Genomic DNA, 20,226 nt, shown 5'->3' with positions numbered 1-20,226 from the left:
GGGGTGCAGAGAGCATGAATACGCTCCTGCCGACGACGATCGTTGGCAGTCTTCCCCAGCCCGATTGGCTCATCGACCGGAATGCCCTCAGCGCCATCTCCCCGCCCCGATCGCGGATGCGCGAGCTGTGGCGCGTGCCCGAGGCTTACCTGGAGCAGGCGCAGGACGACGCGACGGCGCTGGCCGTCCGCATGCAGGAGCTGGCGGGAATCGACATCCTCACCGACGGCGAGGAGCGTCGGGAGAGCTACGCCAACCGATTCACCACGACCCTCGGCGGGCTCGACGTCGACCACCCGGGGATCGCGCCGAGCCGGACCGGCCGGCCGAATCCAGTGCCTCGGGTCGTCGGACCCATCGAGCACGGTGAGCCCGCGCTCGCGCGGGACGTGCAGGTGCTTCGGTCGCTCACGAGCCATCCCATCAAGATCACGCTGCCCGGGCCATTCACCATGGCTCATCAGGTTCAGGACGAGTACTACCGCGACGGGGCGGGGCTCGCGCTCGCGCTGGCGGCCGCCGTGAACGCGGAGCTGCACGCCCTGGAGGCTGCCGGCGCCGACGTGGTCCAGATCGACGAGCCGCTCCTCCAGGCCTGGCCCGACGACGCGCGCGCCTACGCCAACGCGGCCATCGACCGCGCGCTCGACGGGATTCAGGTGCCGACCGCGCTCCACACGTGCTTTGGCTACGGCCACATCATCGCGGACCGGCCCGATGGCTACCCGTTCCTCGCGGAGCTGAACGATTGCCAGGTCCGGCAGCTCTCGCTCGAAGCGGCGCAGCTCCAGCTTCGGCCCCAGGATCTGCTCCTCGTGCCGAGCAAGACGATCATCCTCGGTGTGATCGACATCGTGAGCCACGAGATTGAGACGCCGGAGATCGTCGCCTCGCGTATTCGCGCCGCACTGGCGTACGTTTCGCCAGACCGAGTCATTCCCTCTACGGATTGTGGCATGAAGTACCTCCCGCGCGATGTGGCCGAGGCGAAGTTGCGTGCGCTCGTGGAGGGGACGCGTCGCGTGCGCGAGGAGTTGTAGGTCAGCGCGTCGGTCACGCGATCCGGGTCAGCTCACCCTCGATTCGCTTGAGGAGCACTGCGTTACTGGCGACGATGATCGAGCTGAGGCTCATGAGCAGCGCCGCCCACTCCGGCTGAAGCATGACGCCGAAGCGCGGGTAAAGCACGCCGGCGGCGACCGGAATGGCGAGCAGACTGTAGATGCTCGCTCAGAACAGGTTCTGCTTCATCTTGCTGACCGTCCCGTTTTATCGAGAACGACGGCCTGCACGCTCGATATGGCTTCGAGCGTCGCGGCGTCCTTGATGAGGATGTTGTGCTGGGCGCCCAAACCCGTCCCCACCGCCACCGCCGCTGGCGTCGCGAGGCCGCGGGCGTCAGGACAGGCGATCACCACCGCCGAAATCGCAAACGTTCGGGCGACATTGAGATTCGCGCCGCCCGGCGGCACCCCGGCCGCGAACGTCAGCAGGCCAGCTCCGACCGCCACGACGACGAGGTAACCCGCTGCCCTGTCGGCCAGCCGCTGCCCGGGCGCTTTCGAGCTTTGCGCCTGCTCCACGAGGGCGACGATCTGTGCGAGGACCGTCTCGCCGCCGACGTTCGTCGCCTCCATCATGATCGATCCCTGGCGATTGATCGAGCCGCCCACGACCTGGTCGCCTGGCCCTTTATCGACTTGACTTGGCGGCTTATGAACGGCCCGATCGGAAGATTGTCAAGACGAGATACAGGCCGAGCACACCGGCCGCGGCGAAGCCGATGGTGAACGTGAGTCCGATCCAGCGCTCCCATCCGAGGGGGTGGTAGATGGACATGAGGACCGCCAGACCATTGACGAAGGAGGCGATGAGGATGCAGAGGATGAGGCGGTTCAGCAGCTTTTCGAGGCGGCGAAGCACGGGTTCGAATCCCGCCGGCCGCATCCCAACTTCGATTCCGCCCCGTTCCAGCTCCCCGATCACGCGCCGCACGTGTTGTGGCAGATCGACTCCAAGGCGGGCCGCATCGAGGCTCGTCCGCCCAAGTCGGCGCATCCAAAGGGTGGGCGAGTACTGGCGGAGCATGAGCCGTCGTGCGTATGGAACGAGCACATCGATGAGGTGGAACGATGGGTCGAGTCTCGCCGCGAGGGCTTCGGCCATGATGATCGTCTTGAACAGGAGCGCCAGATTGGGAGGCAGACGCAGGGAGTGGCGCCGGACGATACCGAGCGCCTCACCGAGGACTGGCCCGACAGCCAGTTCGCTCAGCGGTTGCCCGTAGTATCGGGAGATATGGTGCTCCAGATCTCGGCGCAGAAGGTCGCGGTCGATCCGCCTGCCAGCGACCCCGAGCTCCAGCAGGGCGTCGACCAGCCTGTTCGAGTCCTCGCTGGTCACGGCGAAGAGCACGTTCACCAGCAGCTCCTGCGTGTGGTCATCAACCGTGCCCACCATGCCAAAGTCGATGAGACCGATGCGACCATCTCGCTCGACGAAGAAGTTGCCCGGGTGCGGATCGGCGTGGAAGAAGCCATCCTCGAACACCATTTTGAGCAGGATGTGCGCCGCCCGCTCGGCCAATGCACGGCGCTCGATGTGCGCCGCGTCAAGCGCCGCGACGTCATCGATCTTGATGCCGCGGATGCGCTCGATCACGAGTACTCGGGACGTTGTCATGTCCCAGAACACGCGGGGCGTGTGAACGGCGCCGTCGCCGGCGAAATTGGCCGCGATGCGCTCGGCGCTGCGGCCCTCGCGGATGTAGTCGAGCTCGGCGCGTAGGGTCTGGGCGAACTCCTCCACCAGGCCGACCACGTCGTATCGGTCGGCGACCTCCCATCGCCGCGCGGCGGCGGCTGCCACGTTACGCAAGATTTCGAGGTCCTCGTCGATCTGCTCGACGACTCCGGGGCGGCGGACCTTGACAACAACCTCGGTGCCATCGTGGAGCGTGGCCGCGTGGGCTTGGCCGATGGATGCCGCCGCGAGGGGAGCCCGGTCAAACGCGGCGAACAGCGCGTCCGGGGCCTGCCCAAGCTCTGCAGCGATCACCTCTTCGATCTGGTCCGTCGGCACGGGCGGAGCTTGGTCCTGGAGCTTCGCCAGCTCAGCTTGATAGTCCGGTGGGAGGAGGTCGGCGCGAGTTGAGGCGATCTGCCCGAGTTTGATGAACGTCGCGCCCAATTCCTCGAGCGCCATACGAACGTGCTCGGCTTGCGTATACGGCACCGGCCGGCGCGGATGTCCCAGGAAGCCACGATGAAACGGCAAGAACCGATCGAGGCCGAAAACACCGACGAGGTAACCCAGCCCATGCCGCGCCAGCGCATCAGCAAATTGAGCATACCGAGCGCGGTGGGACTCTTTCCGTTTCGTCGCGATCATGGTTCGACTCGATTCGGCGCGGTGGTAGATTTGCGCTGACGTGACCGGGAACCCTAGTGCATGCGACTCAGAAGCGAGCTATTCGTGATCACCGATAGGGAGCTGAGCGCCATTGCAGCGGCCGCGATGATCGGATTCAGCAGCCCGAACGCCGCGATGGGAATCCCGATCGTGTTATAGATGAAGGCCCAGAACAGGTTCTGTTTGATCTTCCGCATGGTCGCTTGCGAGAGCGATATGGCGGTCGCGACGTCGCGCACGTCGTCTCGAATGAGCACGATCCCGCCTGTCTCCTTTGCCACGTCGGACCCGGACCCGATGGCGATTCCGATGTCCGCGGCGGCCAGCGCGGGCGCGTCGTTCACGCCGTCCCCCACCATCGCCACGACGTTCCCCTGGGCCTGCAGCTCCCTGATGACGCCGGCCTTGTCCGCGGGCAGGACCTCCGCGATGATGCGCTCGATGCCGAGCTGGCGGCCGATCGCTTCCGCCGTGCGTCGGTTGTCCCCGCTCAGAAGGGCGAGGGCGACGCCTTTCTGCCGCAGGAGTTGGATCGCCTCCCGGGCCTCGGTCTTCAGCGTGTCGGCCACCGCGACGATTCCAACCAGGGCGCCGTCTACCGCCAGCAGCATCGCCGTCTTCCCCTCCGCCTCCATACGGAGCATGGTGGGTTCCGCGGCGTCGATTTCAACCCCGTTGCCGACCATCAATCGCCGATTTCCAAAGAGGAGCTTTCGGCCGCCAACACGCACGCGGACGCCTTCGCCGGGGATCGCCTGGAAGGCTTCGCCATCCGGAATCTCGAGGGACCGATGGCGCGCATCACGAACGATCGCCTGGGCGATCGGGTGCTCCGAAGACCGCTCGGCCGCTGCCGCGAGCGCGATGATCTCCTCGGATGAGAGTCCGCCAAACGTCGCGACGTCGGTGACGTTCGGCTCGCCTCGAGTCAGGGTGCCCGTCTTGTCAAAGACCACCATGCTGAGGCGCTCCGCGCGCTCGAGCACCTCACCGCTTCGGATCAGGATGCCTCGCTCCGCTCCCTTTCCGACCCCCACCATGAGCGCGGCGGGCGTGGCGATTCCCAGCGCGCACGGGCATGCAATGATGAGCACGGCGATAAATGAGAGAAGGCCCTGGGGGAAATTCCCGACGAGCGACCACCCGACGAAGGCGAGGACGGCCGCGCCGACCACGGATGGGACGAAGATGCGCGTGGCCTGGTCGGCAATGCGTTGAATCGGCGCGCTCGTGGCCTGGGCCTCCTCGACGATCTGCACGATTTGCGCAAGCGCCGTCTCCGCGCCCACGCGGGTTGCAGAGAACCGGAACGAGCCCGTTCGATTCAGCGTTCCGCCGAGAACGCCGTCACCGGGGCCTTTCTCGACCGGCATCGACTCGCCTGTCAACATCGACTCGTCCACGCTGGAAAAGCCATCGATCACGGTGCCGTCGGCCGGGATCTTCCCGCCAGGCCGAATGAGAACCACGTCGCCGACCATGACAGACTCGGCGGGCACTTCCATCTCTCGGCCGTCCCGAACAACCGACGCGGTGGCGGGCCGCAGGTCCATCAGCCGTCGCACGGCCGCCGACGAACGGGTCTTGATGGCCTCCTCCATATACTTGCCGACGAGGACGAAGGCGATGATGACCGCTGACACCTCGAAGTAAACGTCTCGCTTTTCAGCGGCGACCGGCAAGATCCATGGGAAGAACACGACGGCCGTGCTGTAGAGGTACGCTGTGCTGGTCCCGAGCGCCACGAGAACGTCCATGTTGATGGAGCGGGTCCGTAGCGCGCTCCAGGCGCCTTTGTAGAATCCCCACCCCCCAATGAATTGAACGGGGGTGACGATGATGAAGAGCCACTTCCCCCACGTGAACCACGGCAGGGCGGGAATGGGTGCCCAGGTGACGATCGTCGCGCCGGCCGCGAGCGCAATGAAGGCTGCCGCGCGCAGGACGGCCAGTATCAGGACGCCGGTGAGCGCGACGCTCACCCGCCTCCGCATCGTCTTGAGCTCTGCCTCGGGCGATTCGAACGTCCGCAGGCAGTTGACGCTGCAGAAGTAGTACGTTCGCGCGCCGCGCTCCGTCTTGAGAGCGGTGTTTTTGTCGACAACCATTCCGCAAATCGGATCTTTGGCCAGCTCGTGGAGACGCGGTCGCTCTGCAGGGCTCGGAGCGCGTATCGGCTGCGCGGTCACGCGTACACCAGTCTCTGGACCTGGGGCAAATACAGCATGGTCATGCCGCCAGCTCGCGCTTCATTCGCTCATAGGTCGCATCGTCGATCTCGCCCGCCGCGTAGCGCCGCCGCAGGATCTCCAGAGGCTCGTCGCGCGCCGACGGGCCCTCGGTCGATCGCATGCCGCTCCCGAGCCACCGCACCAGCACGATCGCGCCCACCACGATGACGGCCCAGAAGGCAACCATCCCGATCCAGCCGAGCGCCATTCCCAGCCCCCAACGCCAACCGTCGACGCCGTTGGCCGCGGCGTTTCCATAGCCCCACATCATGCCCGGTCCCATCCAGCCGGGGCCCATGAATCCCGGTCCCATCATCGTTGCTCCAGCGGACATCGCCAGCAGACTGACCACGAAAACTCCCGCGATGATTGCGAAAAGTACGCTGATAGAACGCATACTGTCCTCCTCCCGGCAGGCCGCGACGTCTCACGCATCGCCCTCGATCCCGACCTGATTTCCTTATAGGCATTGGTCGAACCGACGTCCCACCGTTGGCAGGGTGGTTTTCGTTGCGCCCGAGGGTAGCCCCGACCACCCGACGGGGCGGCCGGGAGAGGGGTCAAGAGGGTGAGAGAGATCGGTCAGCGAAACGCGGGCATGACACGGTCGACGAACGTCTCCAGGGCGTCAAGATCCACCGGCGGGCGGATCGCGAGGCTGATGCGCTGCGCGCCGGCGTCGACGTACTGGCCGAGTCGGTCCACGACCTCCAGCGGAGAGCCTGAGATGGCTCCGTCGGGCTGTGCCCCGGCGGGGGGCGTTCCCCGCGAGGACATACGGAAGTGCACGTTGACGCTGCGCTCGAGAGTTCGCGGGTCACGGCCAAGCTGTTCGCACCACTGGTCGAGCACAGCGTTCTTGTGCCGATACTCCTCGGGGGAGATGTATGCCTGATTCGACCCGTCGGCCCACCGGGCCGCGATCCGCAGCGTGCGGCGCTCGCCGCCACCCCCGACGATGATGGGGATCCGTTCCTGGACAGGGCGCGGCGCATTTGGCGCGTCCTTGACCTGGTAATACTCGCCGACGAACGTGCTTCGCTCCTGGGTGAAGAGGGCTCGCACGATGCGCACCCCCTCCGAGAGTCGGTCCATACGCTCCTTGACCGGCGGAAACCGAAAGCCGTAGCCGTCGTGCTCGGGCTCGTGCCAGCCCGCGCCAAGGCCCACGGTCAGTCGTCCCTTACTGAGATGGTCGATGGTGGTGAGCGACTTGGCGAGGAGCGCCGGGTTTCGGTAGCCCATCCCGAAACACAGGCATCCGATCCGACAGCGCCGGGTCTCCAGGGCGAGCGCGGCGAGGCTGGCAATGGATTCGAAAACGGGATGGCTGCCGTCGACGGGAGGCGACTCGTAGAAGTGGTCCCACACGGTGATCAGGTCGAAGCCAGCGGCGTCGCAACGCCGCCAGAGGAGGCGAAGCTCGTCCAGATCGATGTCTTGCGGGCCGATATGAACGCCCAGCTCGACGCGCGCCATTCCAGACCTCCTTCTGCTACAGCCGCTGACGGCCGCGATAGCCGGCGTCCAGCTCGTGCCAGAATTGAACCTCCGGCTCGTCCATGAGCCAGCACAGGTAGACGACGCGGCCATCACGCATCGTGCGAAAATCCACCATCCCACGATCAGGGTCCTTCAGCTCGCACCCCAGCTCCGCAATGGCGCGGACTGCACGAGTCATGTCACGCTGCGCCGCCTCGGAGGCGGCGGTGAGCTGAGCGGTCTCACCACCTGGCTCGATGTGGCCGTTGGATCGAGCGCCGCCGTGGATCCGCTCGGCGAGCTGCTCCTGGATGTGGAGAAGGCGCTCCCGCGCGGCGCGAAGCTCGGCAAGGATGTCGCGGAGGCGGGGCAGCAGTGCGTTCGCCTCGGCGACCGTGAATAGCCGCGGCGCGCCCCGTTCAGCCATCGGACGAGGAGGCGGCGGCGAAGGAATCCAGGAGCGATGGGAGCTCCGCGAGGGAGCTGATCCGAGGCTGGTAGTCCCCTGTGCTCTGGCCCTGGCGATCCAGAAGCACGGCCGCGATCCCGACGCTCGCCGCGCCTCCGACGTCCTCGCGCACTTTGTCCCCGACGTGCACGACCCGCTCGGGAGGAACGCCTGCAAGCTCGAGCGCGCGTCGGTAGAGCCGCGCGTGCGGCTTGACGTACCCTTCCAGCTCGGACACGACGGCGAAGTCGAAGGCGTCCGCGATTCCGTGCGCGGCGCAAAGCGACATGAGGCGCGACTCCCAGTTCGACACGATCCCCATTCGGTAGCCGCGCTCCTGGAGTGCCCGAAGCGCGTCGGGCACGTCCGGGAAGAGGGTGAAGAACCGGGTCCCCACGTAGAGGTCAAAGAACGCCGAGCGCGCGGCGCTCGCGTCCGCGACCCCGGCGAGGGAGAGGATCGTTTCGACGTGAAGCTCGCGCCTGCGGGCCGTCGCGGCGGCGTCGAGGCTGAGATCGTCGCCGAGCCACGTCGGCACCAGCTCGTCCACCACGCGCCGCGACTCCTGCACGATGCGCTCGACCTCTGGCATGGCGAGCACGCAGCCGTGTTCGGCGAGCAAGCGCTGGTAGGTTGGGGCCGGCCGCGGAACGTTGACCAGGGTGTCGCCCACGTCGAAAAGGACCGTCGTGAATCGCACGGGTCATTGTAGCCGGTCGGATCGCTTCAAACGCCGCGTCGCTCGCAGGCTCGTTCCCCAGCGGAGCCGCGTGCAATTCGAGCGGTCATCCCGCGCGCCCGCGAGGGACCGCTGTCAATCGCGAGGTGCTTCGCCTGCGGGCTCAGCATGACGGCCCATCGCGAGATGCTTCGCCTGCGGGCTCAGCATGACGGCCCATCGCGAGGTGCTTCGCCTGCGGGCTCAGCATGACGGCGCGTCGCGTCCGATGCACCGGATGTGCGTACTAGCCAGCCCAGTACCACTGATAGGCGTTGAAGGCCATGCCCGGTTGGCCCGGCCAGCGCGGCTCCACGCCCTTCAAGCCGGCGCGGATCGCGTGCACGTCGATCTGGTAGTAGAGCGGTAAGTACGTCACGTCCTCCGACGCGAACTTGACGAGCGCGACCAGCACGGCTTGGCGCTCGACTGGGTCCACCGTCGTGATGTACTGCCGGTACATGGCATCGAACTCCGGGCGGCTGTACGCGCCGCGGTTGCCGCCCCGCCACCGGTTCGCCTCGGATGCGATCAGCTCGGTCTGCCATTTCGAGAGCCAATCGGCCTGGATGGACGTCGCCGAGAAGCCGATGCCGGGGTACTTCGCCCGATACTCCTGGTCGTTCTGCTTCGCCTTGGGGACGATCTCCACGCTTGGATTGATGCCGACGGCCTTCCACGCGTCCGCGATGATCTGCACTTCCTTCTGGTTTTGCGTCTCTTCCGTCGTTCGGAGCTCGAGGTCGAAGCGCTCCCCGGTACTGTTCCGGAGGACGCCCTCGTCGCCTCGTGTCCAGCCGGCGTCCTGGAGGAGCGTGGCGGCGCGGTTCGGGTCGTAGGGGTACTTCGCGATCACCTTGTCCGCCGCGGGAAACGCCGCGTCGTTCGGGGCCAGGTACATGTCCGCCATCGTGCTGAGGCCGTGGAGCAGCGCCTCGACGAGCTGGGCGCGATCGAGCGCATGGAGGAGCGACTGCCGAACGCGTACGTCGCGCGAGGGCGGCGGGCGCGGCTCGCGGTACTGCAGCTCGCCGTAGCGGATCTTTGTGGGGATCGTGAGCACGCTGCCGTCACCGCGCGCCTCCATCTGCTCTTTCAGCACGAGCCCCTCGTCGCCGCGGATCAGGTTCCCGAGGGTGATGTCGAGGGTGCCGGCGAGCATTCGGGACACGGCCTGATTGGCGTCCTGGACGAAATTGACGACGATGTCCCGGATCTTCGGTTTTCCCAGGACGAACCCGTCGAACGCCTGCCCCTTGAGATACGTGCCCTGGACCCAATCGGTGACTCTGTACGGCCCGAGGCCGACCCAGTCGCGCGTCCAGGCGGACGTGTTGGTGAAGGCCTGCACGTCGCGGTCCACGAGGGGACCAAAGATCGCCTTTGGGAGCGGCTCCAGGTCCCAGGCGTTGGCAAAGACGTACGTCTCCCTCCAGTGCACGACGAAGGTCTGGGGATCGAGCACCTCGATCGAATCGATGAACTTCTCGGGCTCGTGGTCCTCCGCGGGGAGATCCGGGTTCATGATGAGACGCCAGGTGAAGGCCACGTCGTCGGCCGTGAACGGAGAGCCGTCCTGGAAGGTCGCCTTCCGAAGGGTATAGGTCGTCTCCATGCGCTGGTCGTCGAGTAACCGCCACGTGCCCTTCTCCAGCGAGGGTGGCTCGGTGGCGAGGACTGCCATCGGACTCCCGTGGCTGTCGTACTGAATGAGCTTCGCCGCGAAGAGGAAGCTGTAGTCGGCCCGTCCCGTTCCGCCGCCACTGAACTTGCTTCCCAGAGCCGGAGGCTCGTCGAAGAGCCCGATGTTGAGGGGCTTCACGACAACGGCGCTTCCGGCGTCGGCGTCAGGGCTGGGAGGCTTCGTCGGCGCGCCGGTCGTGGAGCAGCCCAGGAGGAGCGTGCCGAGAAGGACGAGCCCCAGCCACCGATCAAACCGGGGCCGATCTGGACGCCCCGCGCCCCTCCTGGGAGAGGGGGTGGGTGAGGGGGCGTGTCTCGTCGACATGGGGGATGCGCTCGTCATCGAACCCTGACGTGGCGGCCCGCTACGGCTGACCGTGGAGCGCCTCATAGACCCGCTCGGCCGTGATCGGCGCCGTCATAATGCGCACGCCCACCGCGTCATACACGGCGTTGACGATCGCCCCGCCGACCCCCGTGTTCGTCGTCTCCCCGGCCGCTTTGGCCCCGTACGGTCCCGGCCCCTCGTCGCTGGGGAGGATGATGGAGCGGAAGGGCGGCGCATCCATCTCGGTGGGTAGCTTGTACTCGCCGAGGCTCAGCGTCGTCACGCGGCCGTCCTGAATGACCAGCTCCTCGGTCATGGCCTGGCCATAGCCATAGACGAAGCCGCCGTCGAGCTGGCCCTGATGGGCGACGGGATTGATCACCGTGCCCACGTCCACCACCGCCACAGCGTCGCGGGTGCGGACCTGGCCGGTGTCGCGATCAACCTCCACCTCGACCATGTAGGCGAAGAAGTTGTAGTCACCGCCTTCATCGCTATGGTGCTCGGCGGCGTCGTACGCGCCGACCACCTCGACGGCCGGTCCCGCCGCGATTCGCCGGGCCACCTCCAGGTACGGCGCGGACTCGCGTCCCCCGTCGGCCACGAAGCGGTCGTTTTCGAGCCGCACCTGGCCCGCGGGCCACCCCATCACTTCGGCGGCCAGCTCTTCCAGCTTCTCCTTGAGCGTCTGCGCGCCGGCCAGGGCCGCCCGACCGACCACGTGCGTCGTACGGCTCCCACCCACGCCGCCGTCGAAGGGCGCTTCGCGCGTTGAGCCGAAGCGTACGTGGATCCGCTCCTCGGGGACGGAGAGCGTCGCCGCGGCGACCCGCACCAGCACGGTGGCCGAGCCGCCGCCCTGGTCGGGCGCGCCGTAGAGGGCCTCGATGGTGCCGTCCGGCATGAGGCGAAGGAGCATCTCCGTCCTGCCCTGACCGACGTGCCGATTTCGAATGGCGAGGCCCCGGCCGCGGCCCGGCGGGAGCGGAGCACCCCACCCGGTCTCGCGCTTCAACGTCTCCAGCACCTCGACCGCGCGCGGCTTGCGCACCTTCCCGCCGGTCAGGTCCGTATCTCCCTCGCGCAGCGCATTGCGCAGGCGGAACTCCAGCGGGTCCATGTCGATCGCGCGCGCGATGTGGTCCACGTGTCCCTCGCCGGCCAGGCCTCGATGGAACGAGCCGGGCGCGCGCATGTTTCCGGTGGGCTGGAGGTTGGTGTACACGAAGAACGACTCCAGCCGGGCGTTGGGGATGTTGTAGACCTCCATCGAGTCGAGACCGCCGCTCGCCGTCTGCTGCGGGTTCGGGCGCCCCCCTCCGTAAGCGCCCCCGTTCAGGTACGCTCGCGCTTCGTGGGCGATGATCTTGCCCTCTCGATTCACGGCGGTGCGCAGGTAGTACTTCGCCGAGTGCTGGGGCGCGGCAGCGCCCAGCTCGTCCGTGTAGGACATGACCGAGCGAATGGGGCGCCCCGTCGCCTTCGCCAGGTAGTAGCAGGCGAACTCCTCGATGGAGTGACCCTTGCCACCGAAGTCGCCGCCGATGAACATGCTGTCCACGACGATGCGGTCCGTCGGCAGGTCGAGCGTCTTGGCGAGCTGCGCGCGCAGACCAAAGGGCGCCTTGTTCGTCGTCACGACCTGCAAGATCCCCTCGGCATCGATCCATACGACGCAGCCGTGCGGCTCGATATAGCCCTGGTGCTGGCGCGGGCCCGTATAGACGTCTTCGACGACGCGGTACGCCTGGGCGAAGACGCGCTCGATCTCCTCCTCGCCCTTCTGCGCGAAGGCGTACCCCTGAAGGTTCGGGTGGGGCATCGGGGGGCGCTTGCCGGTGAAGAAGTAGCTCGCGCCGTCCGGATGGAAGATCGGAGCCCCATCGGCGAGCGCCTCTTCCGCGTCGAACACCGCCGGCAGCTCCTCGTACTGGACCTCGATCCGACCCACGGCTTCCTCGGCCGCCTCCCGCGTCTCCGCCGCTACCGCCGCGACCCGCTCTCCCACGAAGAGGACGCGGTCGTAGGCGAGGACCGGCCAGTCGTAGAGGACCCGCCCGAAGTATCGGAGTCCGATGTCCTTCCCGGTGATCACGGCGTGTACGCCCGGGACCGCCCGGGCGGCGGACGTGTCGATGGATGCGATGCGGGCGTGTGGATGTGGACTGAGCAGGAACCGGGCGAAGAGCGTGCCGGGAAGCTGGACGTCCCCAACGTACCGGGCGCGACCGGTGACCTTGAATGGGCCGTCCAACCGGTATTCCGGCTTCTCGAGCGCGCGGGCCACGTCCTCGGTGCGAAGCGCGCCGCCGTGCGGGAGGTGGTGGCCGTCGTGGTGCTCCGTCATCATGCCTCCGTCGATTCAGCTTACCGTTCGATTCTGATGCGAACAATCCTCCCGGGGCTCACGGCGATGGGCCAGAGCGCCGGCCCGCGAGCCGGAACGCGCCGGGCCGCGCGGCCGGGCGTCCGATGGCGCGATCACGACCCCACGACGTCCCAGTCCTGGGCGTTCCATGCTTCGGTGCTGTTCCCAGAGTCCGCCGGCATCACGTTCTTCAGCCGCGCCCCGATCATCGTCGGCTGGGCGTTGTAGTAGATCCCGATCACCGGGAGTTGATCCGTCATATGGTGAACGATCTGGCCCAGGATCGCCACGCGCTCCGTGTGGGGGATGGTCGTCATGAACTGGTCGATCAGCGCATCGAAGGTCGGGTTCATGTAGCGCGAGCGATTGCCCCCGCTGAACCGATTCTCGGGCATCGGCGCCTCGCGGCTGTGCAGGTGGGCGATGTCATCTTCGGAGTTCGGGAGCCGCCAGAGACGGACGCCCGGATACGACGTGTTGTACTCGCGATCCCGACGCCGCGCGTCGGGGATCACGAACGACTCGGCGGCGATGCCGGCCTGCTTGAAGTAATCGGTGATGGCGAGGATCCGCTCCTCGTGCCCCGGATTCGTCCAGACGTCCAGCGTCAGCCGCTCGCCGCTCGGCCGCTGATACATCCCGTCTCCGCCCCGCGTGAAGCCGAGCTGCTCGATGAGCTGGCCCGATCGTCGCGGATCGAAGTCGTACTTCACGATGCTGGGCTCGATCTCGGGATAGACGGCCTCCCGCGGGCTGATGAACGAGTGAGCGACGGGGACCGCGCCGGACTCCAGGACCTCCACCATCTGCTGTCGATCGATGGCTTGAACGAGCGCCTTTCGGAAGCTCGCATCCAGCAGGAGCGGCTGCCCCGGGTTGACGAACTGGACCCAGAGGGCGATCCAGTCGGTGATGCCCACCGCGACGGCGCCCTTCGTCCACGAGTCCCTCAGCGCGCTCGTCTCGGACATCTGGAGGCTGCGGCCAAGGGTCAGCTCGACCTCTCCGGCCAGGATGTTGGCGACGAGGGTGTTGGGGTTGGGGATGAACCGAACCTCGATCTCGTCGATCTTTGGCCGCCCCAGGACGTACGCGTCGTTGGCCCGGAGGACGACGTGGCTGTCCGCCACCCACTGCTTGACGCGAAACGGGCCGGTCCCCACATAGGCCTCGGTCCAATAGGGCTGCTGGCCGATCGCATCCTTGTTGTCGAGATAGACCTGCTCCAGGACGTGGCGCGGCCGAGGGAATCCGAAGCGCCGGGTGAAAAGCGAGTCCGCGTCCACGTACGGGCGCTTCCACCGGATGACGATCGTCCGCGCGTCGGGCGCGTCCACCGATGCAATCGAATCGAATCCGTTGTGGCCGAAGACGGGAAGGTCCCGGTCCTGGCCGAGCTGGATGGTGAAGACCAGGTCCGACGAGGTGAACGGGGTCCCGTCGTGCCAGCTCACGCGATCCTTGATCTTCCAGGTCGTCTCCATCCTTCCGTCGGGAAGGAGCTGCCAGAGGCCGTTCTCGACTGATGGAACCGCCTCGGCGAGCTGCGCGACAAGGGTGCCGCGGTTGTCTTGCACGCTGAGGCCGCGATTGGTCAGCTCCTCGAGAGCGCCGCCGCCCTGAATGGTGCCGGAGCCTATGCCGATGAACTCGGAGCTAATGGTCGGCGGATCGCTGAGAACGGCCGCGATGATCCGCTTTTGCCCGGTGGAGCCAACCGCGCGCGCGTCGGTCGATTCGCTCCCGCGCACCCCGGTGTTCGGCGTGGTGCACGCGACGGATGCCAGCAGAAGGATCGCGATCAGTGAGCGGTGACGCAGCCCGAGGGGTGGCATCACGGCAAGCCGTATTCGCCCCAACGGGCGGCCACGCGCGCGGCCAGCTCGCTGCTGACGCGGTTCACCTGGTTGAACCGGTAACCCTTGAAGTGCATCGTCGCGTCGATGCCGAGGCCGCAGGACGGGGGCTCGAACGGATCATCCGGGTTCTCGGTGGCGTGCCCGCGCACGGGCTTTTCCGGGCCCTGGACGATGTGCTTACCGGGCTGGGCGAAGTACGTCACGCGCCAGAGCACGTCGGTCCAGCTCCGCACGTCGCAGTCGTCATCCACGACGATGACCCAGCGCTCGCCGGCGACGGCCCAGGCCCCCTCCATGATCCGGCGTGGCTCGTCGGCGCTGCTGATCTTGGCCGATATGATGACCATCCCGTTGCGCCCGACTTTCGCCACCTGGACGCGCTTGATGTTGGTCATCCCGGTGTGCTCGATGAGGCGGCGCTGGAACGAGGCGCCCCGGAACAGGTCGCGCGGGTAGTCCTCGACCATCCAGCAATACAGGCCGTAGCTGACCGGCTGCGCCCGATGGGTGATGCACGTGACCTTGATCAGGAACGTCTCCTGGTGGGCGACGTAGAAGCCATTCGACTCCCCGTGCGGACCCTCCGGAACGCGAACGTTGGGGACGACCTCGCCTTCGATGATGATCTCCGCGTTGGCGGGTACCCGCAGATCGTTGGTCTCGCACTTGACCAGCTCGGTGGGGCTGCCGCGCCACGCGGCGGCGGCTTCGTACTCGCTCATGCCCTCGGCATCGGCCGGAACGGGGCTGCCGGCCGCCATCGTGAGCAGCGGATCCATGCTGAGGGCGATGGCGCAGGGCGTCGGCAGGCCCTTGATCTCGTTCTTGAGGATGTGCTCGAGGCCGTCCGCGCGGGCGCCGCTCCGATCGCCCGGGTTCGGCTGCTCGCCCACCGGGTGCGATCCGCGAATCTGGACCGACAGCGTGTCCTTATCGTGGATCATCACCCGATACGAGCCCATATTGTGAACGCCGGTATCGGGGTCGGCGGTGATGAAGGCGTGGGTCGTGCCGATGTACTGGCCGGCGTCGCCTTCGTGCCACCAGGGAGTAGGAAAGGCGTAGACATCGACCTTGTCACCGGTGAGGACCACGTCTTTGCAGGGGCCCGTGGGCCGCTCCACGGACGCCAGCCGGTTCTCCAGCCCGACCAGGATCTTCTCGTAAATGCGGTCGTGGTCGGGCGGTACGCCCAGGGAGAACGCGACCCGCTCGTCGGTCGTGAGGAGATTGGCTGCGAGGGGAAGCCCCGGGTACCCTTTGACGTTCTCGAACAAGATTGCGGGGCCCCCGCGCTCCAGGGCGCGGGCGCAGATCGCGCCGATCTCGTGCTTCAGGTCGACCTCGGCGGCCACCCGCCGCAGCATCCCGGCGGCCTCGAGGTCATCGATGTACGTGCGGATGTCCTTGTAGCCGCCCGACTTCGGGCCCGCGGGGCCTGTCGCGGTCATCTATCGCTCCTCCATCAGTCCGGGGCCGTGTTCGTTTGGCGAATCAACGGTGCGGGGCCATTTTGCGCTGCGGGCGCGGCTGGGTCAACCGACGGGAATGGTTCTGACGCGCCGTTCGCGGCTGATCGGTTCCGAAGGGTGTATGCTGTGCATGATCTGCGGGGGCGACCCCGTGCGAGCAGGGAGGTGAACGGTGGCGGCCGGGCCTGCGCTTTATATTGGCACCGAGAACGGACTGTATCGTGGCGAGCCATCACCGGCGGGGTATCGGGCGCGGCTGCTCGGCCTCGAGGGGCTGGGCGTGCTGCGCGCTCGCGTCGTCGCCGACGTGTCCGACCCGCGGCGCCTGTACGCCGGCACGACGCGCGGGGGCGTTTTCCGCAGCGCCGACGCCGGAGCCACGTGGCAGGAGGCCAACGCGGGGATCGTGTACAAGGACGTGTGGTCGATCGTCCAGCATCCGACCACGGGCAGGATTTACGTCGGGACGAGCCCGGCGGACGTCTTCTGGAGCGACGACGGCGGCGAGTCCTGGACCGAGTGTGCCGCGCTTCAGCAGCTCCCCTCCACGAAAGGTTGGACGGGCCCATTGCCGCCCCACGTCAGCCGAATGAAGACCCTTGCCCTGGCGGACGACGCACCGTATATCTATGGAGCGATCGAGGAGGGCTGGGCCGTTCGCAGCAGCGATGGCGGATCGACCTGGCAGCAGATCGCCCAGGGCATGGACCACGATGGCCACGCCATCGCGCCCATTCGGGGCAACGCGCGCACGGTCGTGGCGACGGGCGGCAAGGGGATCTACCGCAGCGCCGACGCCGGCGAAAGCTGGGCCAAGGTGAGCGAGAACCTCCTACCGTATCGATACACACCGGCGGACATCGTGCAGCATCCGGCCAATCCGGGCGTGCTCGTCACGGCGCTCTCGACGCAGGGGCCGGGCGGGTGGCAGCGTGGTACCATCGGCGTCGCATACGCGCGCAGCGTCGACGCTGGCGTGAGCTGGGAGCTGTTGCCCAGCGTGGCGGAGAGCACGCGGGCGGTGCCCCGGGCCCTCATCGCGGATCCCAAGGAGCCGGACACGATGTTCGCGGGGATGACCGACGGCACGGTGTGGATGAGCCGTGATGGCGGAGCGTCGTTCGCGGAGGTCCTCTCCGATCTTCCGTCGGTTCATAGCCTGGCCCTCGCGGCAGCTTAATCGTACTGAAAGGAGGACACAGCGGTGGCTCAAGAGACCGGCGAGCGGGTATGGGATAAGTTCCTCACTGAGCAGGACAAGGCGCACCTTGAAATCGTCGGCGAAAAGCGCAAGCGCGAATTCGGATCGCGCCCGGCGCTGCTCCTCATCGACCTCTACCGCTGGGTCTTCGGCGACGAGCCTGAGCCCCTGCTCAGGTCGGTCGAGAAGTGGCCGGGGAGCTGCGGGCTCGCCGGCTGGAACGCCATCCCCGCCATCCAACGGCTGCTCAGCGCGGCGCGCGCCGCCGGCGTGCCGGTGATCCACACGACCGGTGCCGAGCTGGAGATGCGCCACTGGGCCAATCGAACCGAGCGCGAGGAAGACGCCGAAATGTCCGACCGCGCGCGACGGAAGAACGACATCCTTCCCGAGGTTGCGCCGATCGACGGCGAGCTGGTGATCCGCAAAAGCTCGCCCAGCGCCTTCTGGGGCACGCCGCTCATCGGCCACCTGGTGAGCCAGGGCGTGGACACGATCCTGGTCGGCGGGGAGAGCACGAGCGGTTGCGTGCGGGCCTCTGTCGTCGACGGGTGCACCAACCGTTTCAAGATGTTCGTCGTGGAGGACTGCGTCTTCGATCGGCACGAGGCGTGCCACGCCGTCGAGCTGTTCACGATGAACCAGAAGTACGCGTCGGTCATCCCCGTCGATGAGGCGGTGAGCTACCTCAGCCGCTTCGAGGACGGGAAAGACACGGGAGTGACCCTCACCAACCGCTGAGGTTCGGCGACTGAGGAGCGGGCCTGGAAGTTCGCTCCTCAGTCAGCGCGTGCGCTGCCAGGTCTCGACGTTCCAGGTGTTCGTGGCCGACTGAACGGAGCTGCGCGGCGGCACGCCGCTCACGCCGTTCGCCACGGTGATCGCCTCGATGCGGTAGTTGATGGGGAGGATCGGAAGGTCCTCGCTCACGTGGCGCATCACAGCAGCTTCGATCTCGATCTGGCGTTCGCGCTCCAGGGTACGCCCCCACTCGTCGAGAAGCTGGTCGACGTCGTCATTGGCGTAGCCCCAGACGTTTGCGCCCCGGGGATTCTGCGGCGTGCGGCGGTTGCGCCCGTCGATGCGGGGGATGTTCGCCTCGAAATCGGTGCTGATGCCCGAGAGATCCGTCGTCGAAAAGACGTACGTCGGGTCGGACTGGACGCTGAGGGGCACGTTCTCGAAGGCCACGTCGAACCCCGCCGCTTTCCACATGTCCGCGATGACGGCCTGCAGCTCCTCGCGCTCACGGTTTCCGGACGTTGTGGAGAAGGGGAGCGCAAAGCGCTCGCCCCGGTCGTTGCGCAGGAGTCCATCCGCGCCCTTGCGCCATCCCAGGTCGGCGAGCAGAGCCTGGGCTCCCGTCGGATCGAAGGGATACTTCACGAGGCCGGCCTCGATTCGCTCAAAGCCCGTTGTGCCGGGCGCGATGTACGAGTTTGCGACCTGGAGCAAGCCGAAGTAAAGGTCGCGGACGATCGACTCCCGATCGATGGTCTGGTACAGGGCTTTGCGCATACGCACGTCGCTGACCTTGGCGTCCTCCGGCCTGAGGCGAATTTCGAAGATGAGCCGGGGGTAGGTCATCACCCGGCCGGCGCCGGTGCTTTCCCAATCGTCCTTCAGCGTCCGTGCATGCTCGAGACCAAAAGAGCTGCCGAGCCAAACGTCGATGTCGCCCGCGCGGATGTTGGCGACGGCTGTGTTCACGTCGGGGACCGTCTTGAACAGGATGCTCGAGATCGGGGGCCGCCCACTGAAGAAGCCGTCGAAGGCCTGAAGCTGCACCTGGCTCCCGGGCACCCAATCCACGATCCGGAAGGGCCCCAGCCCGACGAAGGCGCTCGACCAGTACGTCGCGTTGACGAAGGCATTCCGGTCGCCGGTGAATAGCGGATCGAGGATGTGCTTCGGCAGGACGAAGAGATCACGCTCGGTGAGCCGCCCGGCGCCCACGAACACCGACTTCCACCGAATGGATACCGTGTGGGCATCGACGGTCTCGACGTCCTCGATGCGGTTCACCGCCTGCCGGGACTTGTATGGAACATCTGGCGCGATGGCCACCTGCCAGCTGAAGACGATGTCGTCGGCGGTGAGCGGCGTGCCGTCGTGCCAGCGCGCGTTCGGCTGGAGGCTCCAGATCGTTTCCGATCCGCCGTCCGAACGGAGCTTCCACGTCCCGTCGTCCAGGGACGGCAGCTTGGTCGCGATTCCGGGGACGTACGTGCCCTGGGCGTCCGCCTCGGCGAGGACGCGATGGACCATCGCCTGCAGCTCTTCGGGTCCGCTCTTGCCGCCCGCGAACATCTCGCCGAACCCGTCGACGTTCGCGTCAGTCGCGACGACGAGCGTGCGGGCCGGTGGCTCCTCACTGGGCGCCGAGCGCGGCGCCTGGGAGCCGGGCTGCGGGGCCGCGCATGCGACGACGAGGAGCGCGGCGAGCGCCATGACGTGAGGCTGGGGGCGCATCACCGCACGAGTCCAGCCGCCGCCGTTGCGCCGTCCCGTCGGCTATTCGCCCTCGAGGGTGCGCGGGTCGACGCCATTCGCGCCGCGATAGCTGTAGCGGCCGATCTTGGGCGGTTTCGGCGGCTTCGTCGCGACCTGGTACAGCACGGTGAGGTCATCGGTTTCGTTGGCGAGCTGGTAGTAGTAGCTCTGGTTGATGTGGACCAGCTCGCCTGGCTTCAGCACGACGTCCTCGTCCTCGTTGACCCCGCGGATGTGCAGCTCGCCCTGGAACACCATGAAGATGTGCTCCGATCCCGGGTGGCAGTGCATCTCGTCGCGCTGGCCCGGGCGGTAGATGTTGATGACCGCCTGGGCATAGCGGTTCTCGGTGAGGCGCACATAGCCGCCACCCTTCGGGTTCGGCGTAATGTTGTCCGGAATGCTGACGACCTGCCAGCCCTTGGTGCGGAGCTTCTGCTTGTTCTGGTAGTCGCGATCGCCGTGGGTGTTGTCGTCCATCAGCACGTTGCTGGTGTCCAGCGGCTGAACGTCGGTTTCCGCCATGGCTGCC

General features: G+C 66.9%; 17 protein-coding genes. 3 read left to right on the top strand and 14 right to left on the bottom strand.

The features are described 5' to 3' along the window. Positions 1 to 14: 14 nt before the first annotated feature. Positions 15 to 1,040 (top strand): 5-methyltetrahydropteroyltriglutamate--homocysteine methyltransferase, encoded by a 1,026-nt coding sequence (locus VFC51_08935; protein HZT07141.1) that lies wholly within the window; start codon positions 15 to 17, stop codon positions 1,038 to 1,040. A gap of 13 nt (positions 1,041 to 1,053) precedes the next feature. On the opposite strand, the gene VFC51_08930 is transcribed toward VFC51_08935, so the two are convergent. The 12 genes from VFC51_08930 to VFC51_08875 all read right to left on the bottom strand — a co-directional run bounded on the left by VFC51_08930 (position 1,054) and on the right by VFC51_08875 (position 15,979). Continuing rightward, entirely contained in the window at positions 1,054 to 1,188 is a 135-nt protein-coding gene (locus VFC51_08930) for a hypothetical protein (protein HZT07140.1), read from the bottom strand. Positions 1,189 to 1,247: 59 nt separating this feature from the next. Beyond that, positions 1,248 to 1,673 carry a hypothetical protein gene (locus tag VFC51_08925; protein HZT07139.1) on the bottom strand — a complete coding sequence of 142 codons (426 nt, stop codon included), beginning with the start codon at positions 1,671 to 1,673 and terminating at the stop codon, positions 1,248 to 1,250. A gap of 40 nt (positions 1,674 to 1,713) precedes the next feature. Further along, entirely contained in the window at positions 1,714 to 3,390 is a 1,677-nt protein-coding gene (locus VFC51_08920) for an AarF/ABC1/UbiB kinase family protein (GenBank protein ID HZT07138.1), read from the bottom strand. A gap of 53 nt (positions 3,391 to 3,443) precedes the next feature. Further along, positions 3,444 to 5,600, bottom strand: coding sequence for a heavy metal translocating P-type ATPase (locus tag VFC51_08915; protein HZT07137.1), 2,157 nt, complete (start codon positions 5,598 to 5,600; stop codon positions 3,444 to 3,446). A gap of 40 nt (positions 5,601 to 5,640) precedes the next feature. Beyond that, a complete protein-coding gene (locus VFC51_08910) occupies positions 5,641 to 6,039 on the bottom strand; it encodes an SHOCT domain-containing protein (protein HZT07136.1) in 399 nt (132 codons plus the stop codon). A 185-nt stretch (positions 6,040 to 6,224) separates the two neighbouring features. Continuing rightward, entirely contained in the window at positions 6,225 to 7,121 is an 897-nt protein-coding gene (locus tag VFC51_08905; GenBank protein HZT07135.1) for a TIGR03560 family F420-dependent LLM class oxidoreductase, read from the bottom strand. Positions 7,122 to 7,137: 16 nt separating this feature from the next. Continuing rightward, on the bottom strand, positions 7,138 to 7,551 hold the full coding sequence (locus VFC51_08900; GenBank protein ID HZT07134.1) for a DUF2203 domain-containing protein: 414 nt from the start codon (positions 7,549 to 7,551) through the stop codon (positions 7,138 to 7,140). Further along, a complete protein-coding gene (locus tag VFC51_08895; protein HZT07133.1) occupies positions 7,544 to 8,272 on the bottom strand; it encodes an HAD-IA family hydrolase in 729 nt (242 codons plus the stop codon). The genes VFC51_08900 and VFC51_08895 overlap by 8 nt, the downstream gene beginning before the upstream one ends. A gap of 265 nt (positions 8,273 to 8,537) precedes the next feature. Beyond that, positions 8,538 to 10,112, bottom strand: coding sequence for a peptide ABC transporter substrate-binding protein (locus tag VFC51_08890; protein ID HZT07132.1), 1,575 nt, complete (start codon positions 10,110 to 10,112; stop codon positions 8,538 to 8,540). A 226-nt stretch (positions 10,113 to 10,338) separates the two neighbouring features. Then, a complete protein-coding gene (locus tag VFC51_08885; protein ID HZT07131.1) occupies positions 10,339 to 12,648 on the bottom strand; it encodes a xanthine dehydrogenase family protein molybdopterin-binding subunit in 2,310 nt (769 codons plus the stop codon). Between the two features lie 134 nt (positions 12,649 to 12,782). Then, a complete protein-coding gene (locus VFC51_08880; protein HZT07130.1) occupies positions 12,783 to 14,504 on the bottom strand; it encodes a peptide ABC transporter substrate-binding protein in 1,722 nt (573 codons plus the stop codon). After that, positions 14,504 to 15,979, bottom strand: coding sequence for a UbiD family decarboxylase (locus VFC51_08875; GenBank protein HZT07129.1), 1,476 nt, complete (start codon positions 15,977 to 15,979; stop codon positions 14,504 to 14,506). Before VFC51_08875 ends, VFC51_08880 begins: the two co-directional genes overlap by 1 nt. Positions 15,980 to 16,172: 193 nt before the next feature. Here VFC51_08875 and VFC51_08870 point away from each other — a divergent pair, with 193 nt between their 5' ends. Next, complete coding sequence (locus tag VFC51_08870) at positions 16,173 to 17,180, top strand: sialidase family protein (GenBank protein ID HZT07128.1); 1,008 nt, start codon at positions 16,173 to 16,175, stop codon at positions 17,178 to 17,180. Positions 17,181 to 17,204: 24 nt separating this feature from the next. Further along, the gene (locus tag VFC51_08865; protein ID HZT07127.1) at positions 17,205 to 17,942 is read left to right on the top strand and encodes an isochorismatase family protein; all 738 of its coding nucleotides are present in this window, start codon (positions 17,205 to 17,207) and stop codon (positions 17,940 to 17,942) included. Positions 17,943 to 17,984: 42 nt separating this feature from the next. Here the strand turns inward: VFC51_08865 and VFC51_08860 are convergent, their stop codons facing one another. Both VFC51_08860 and VFC51_08855 read right to left on the bottom strand, forming a co-directional pair. After that, positions 17,985 to 19,673, bottom strand: a complete 1,689-nt coding sequence (locus tag VFC51_08860; protein ID HZT07126.1) for a peptide ABC transporter substrate-binding protein — start codon at positions 19,671 to 19,673, stop codon at positions 17,985 to 17,987. A gap of 42 nt (positions 19,674 to 19,715) precedes the next feature. Next, complete coding sequence (locus VFC51_08855; protein HZT07125.1) at positions 19,716 to 20,219, bottom strand: cupin domain-containing protein; 504 nt, start codon at positions 20,217 to 20,219, stop codon at positions 19,716 to 19,718. Positions 20,220 to 20,226 lie beyond the last annotated feature (7 nt).

The organism is Chloroflexota bacterium (genome assembly GCA_035652535.1).
Taxonomy (GTDB): domain Bacteria; phylum Chloroflexota; class UBA6077; order UBA6077; family SHYK01; genus DASRDP01.
This window is presented reverse-complemented; position numbering and strand designations above follow the sequence as displayed.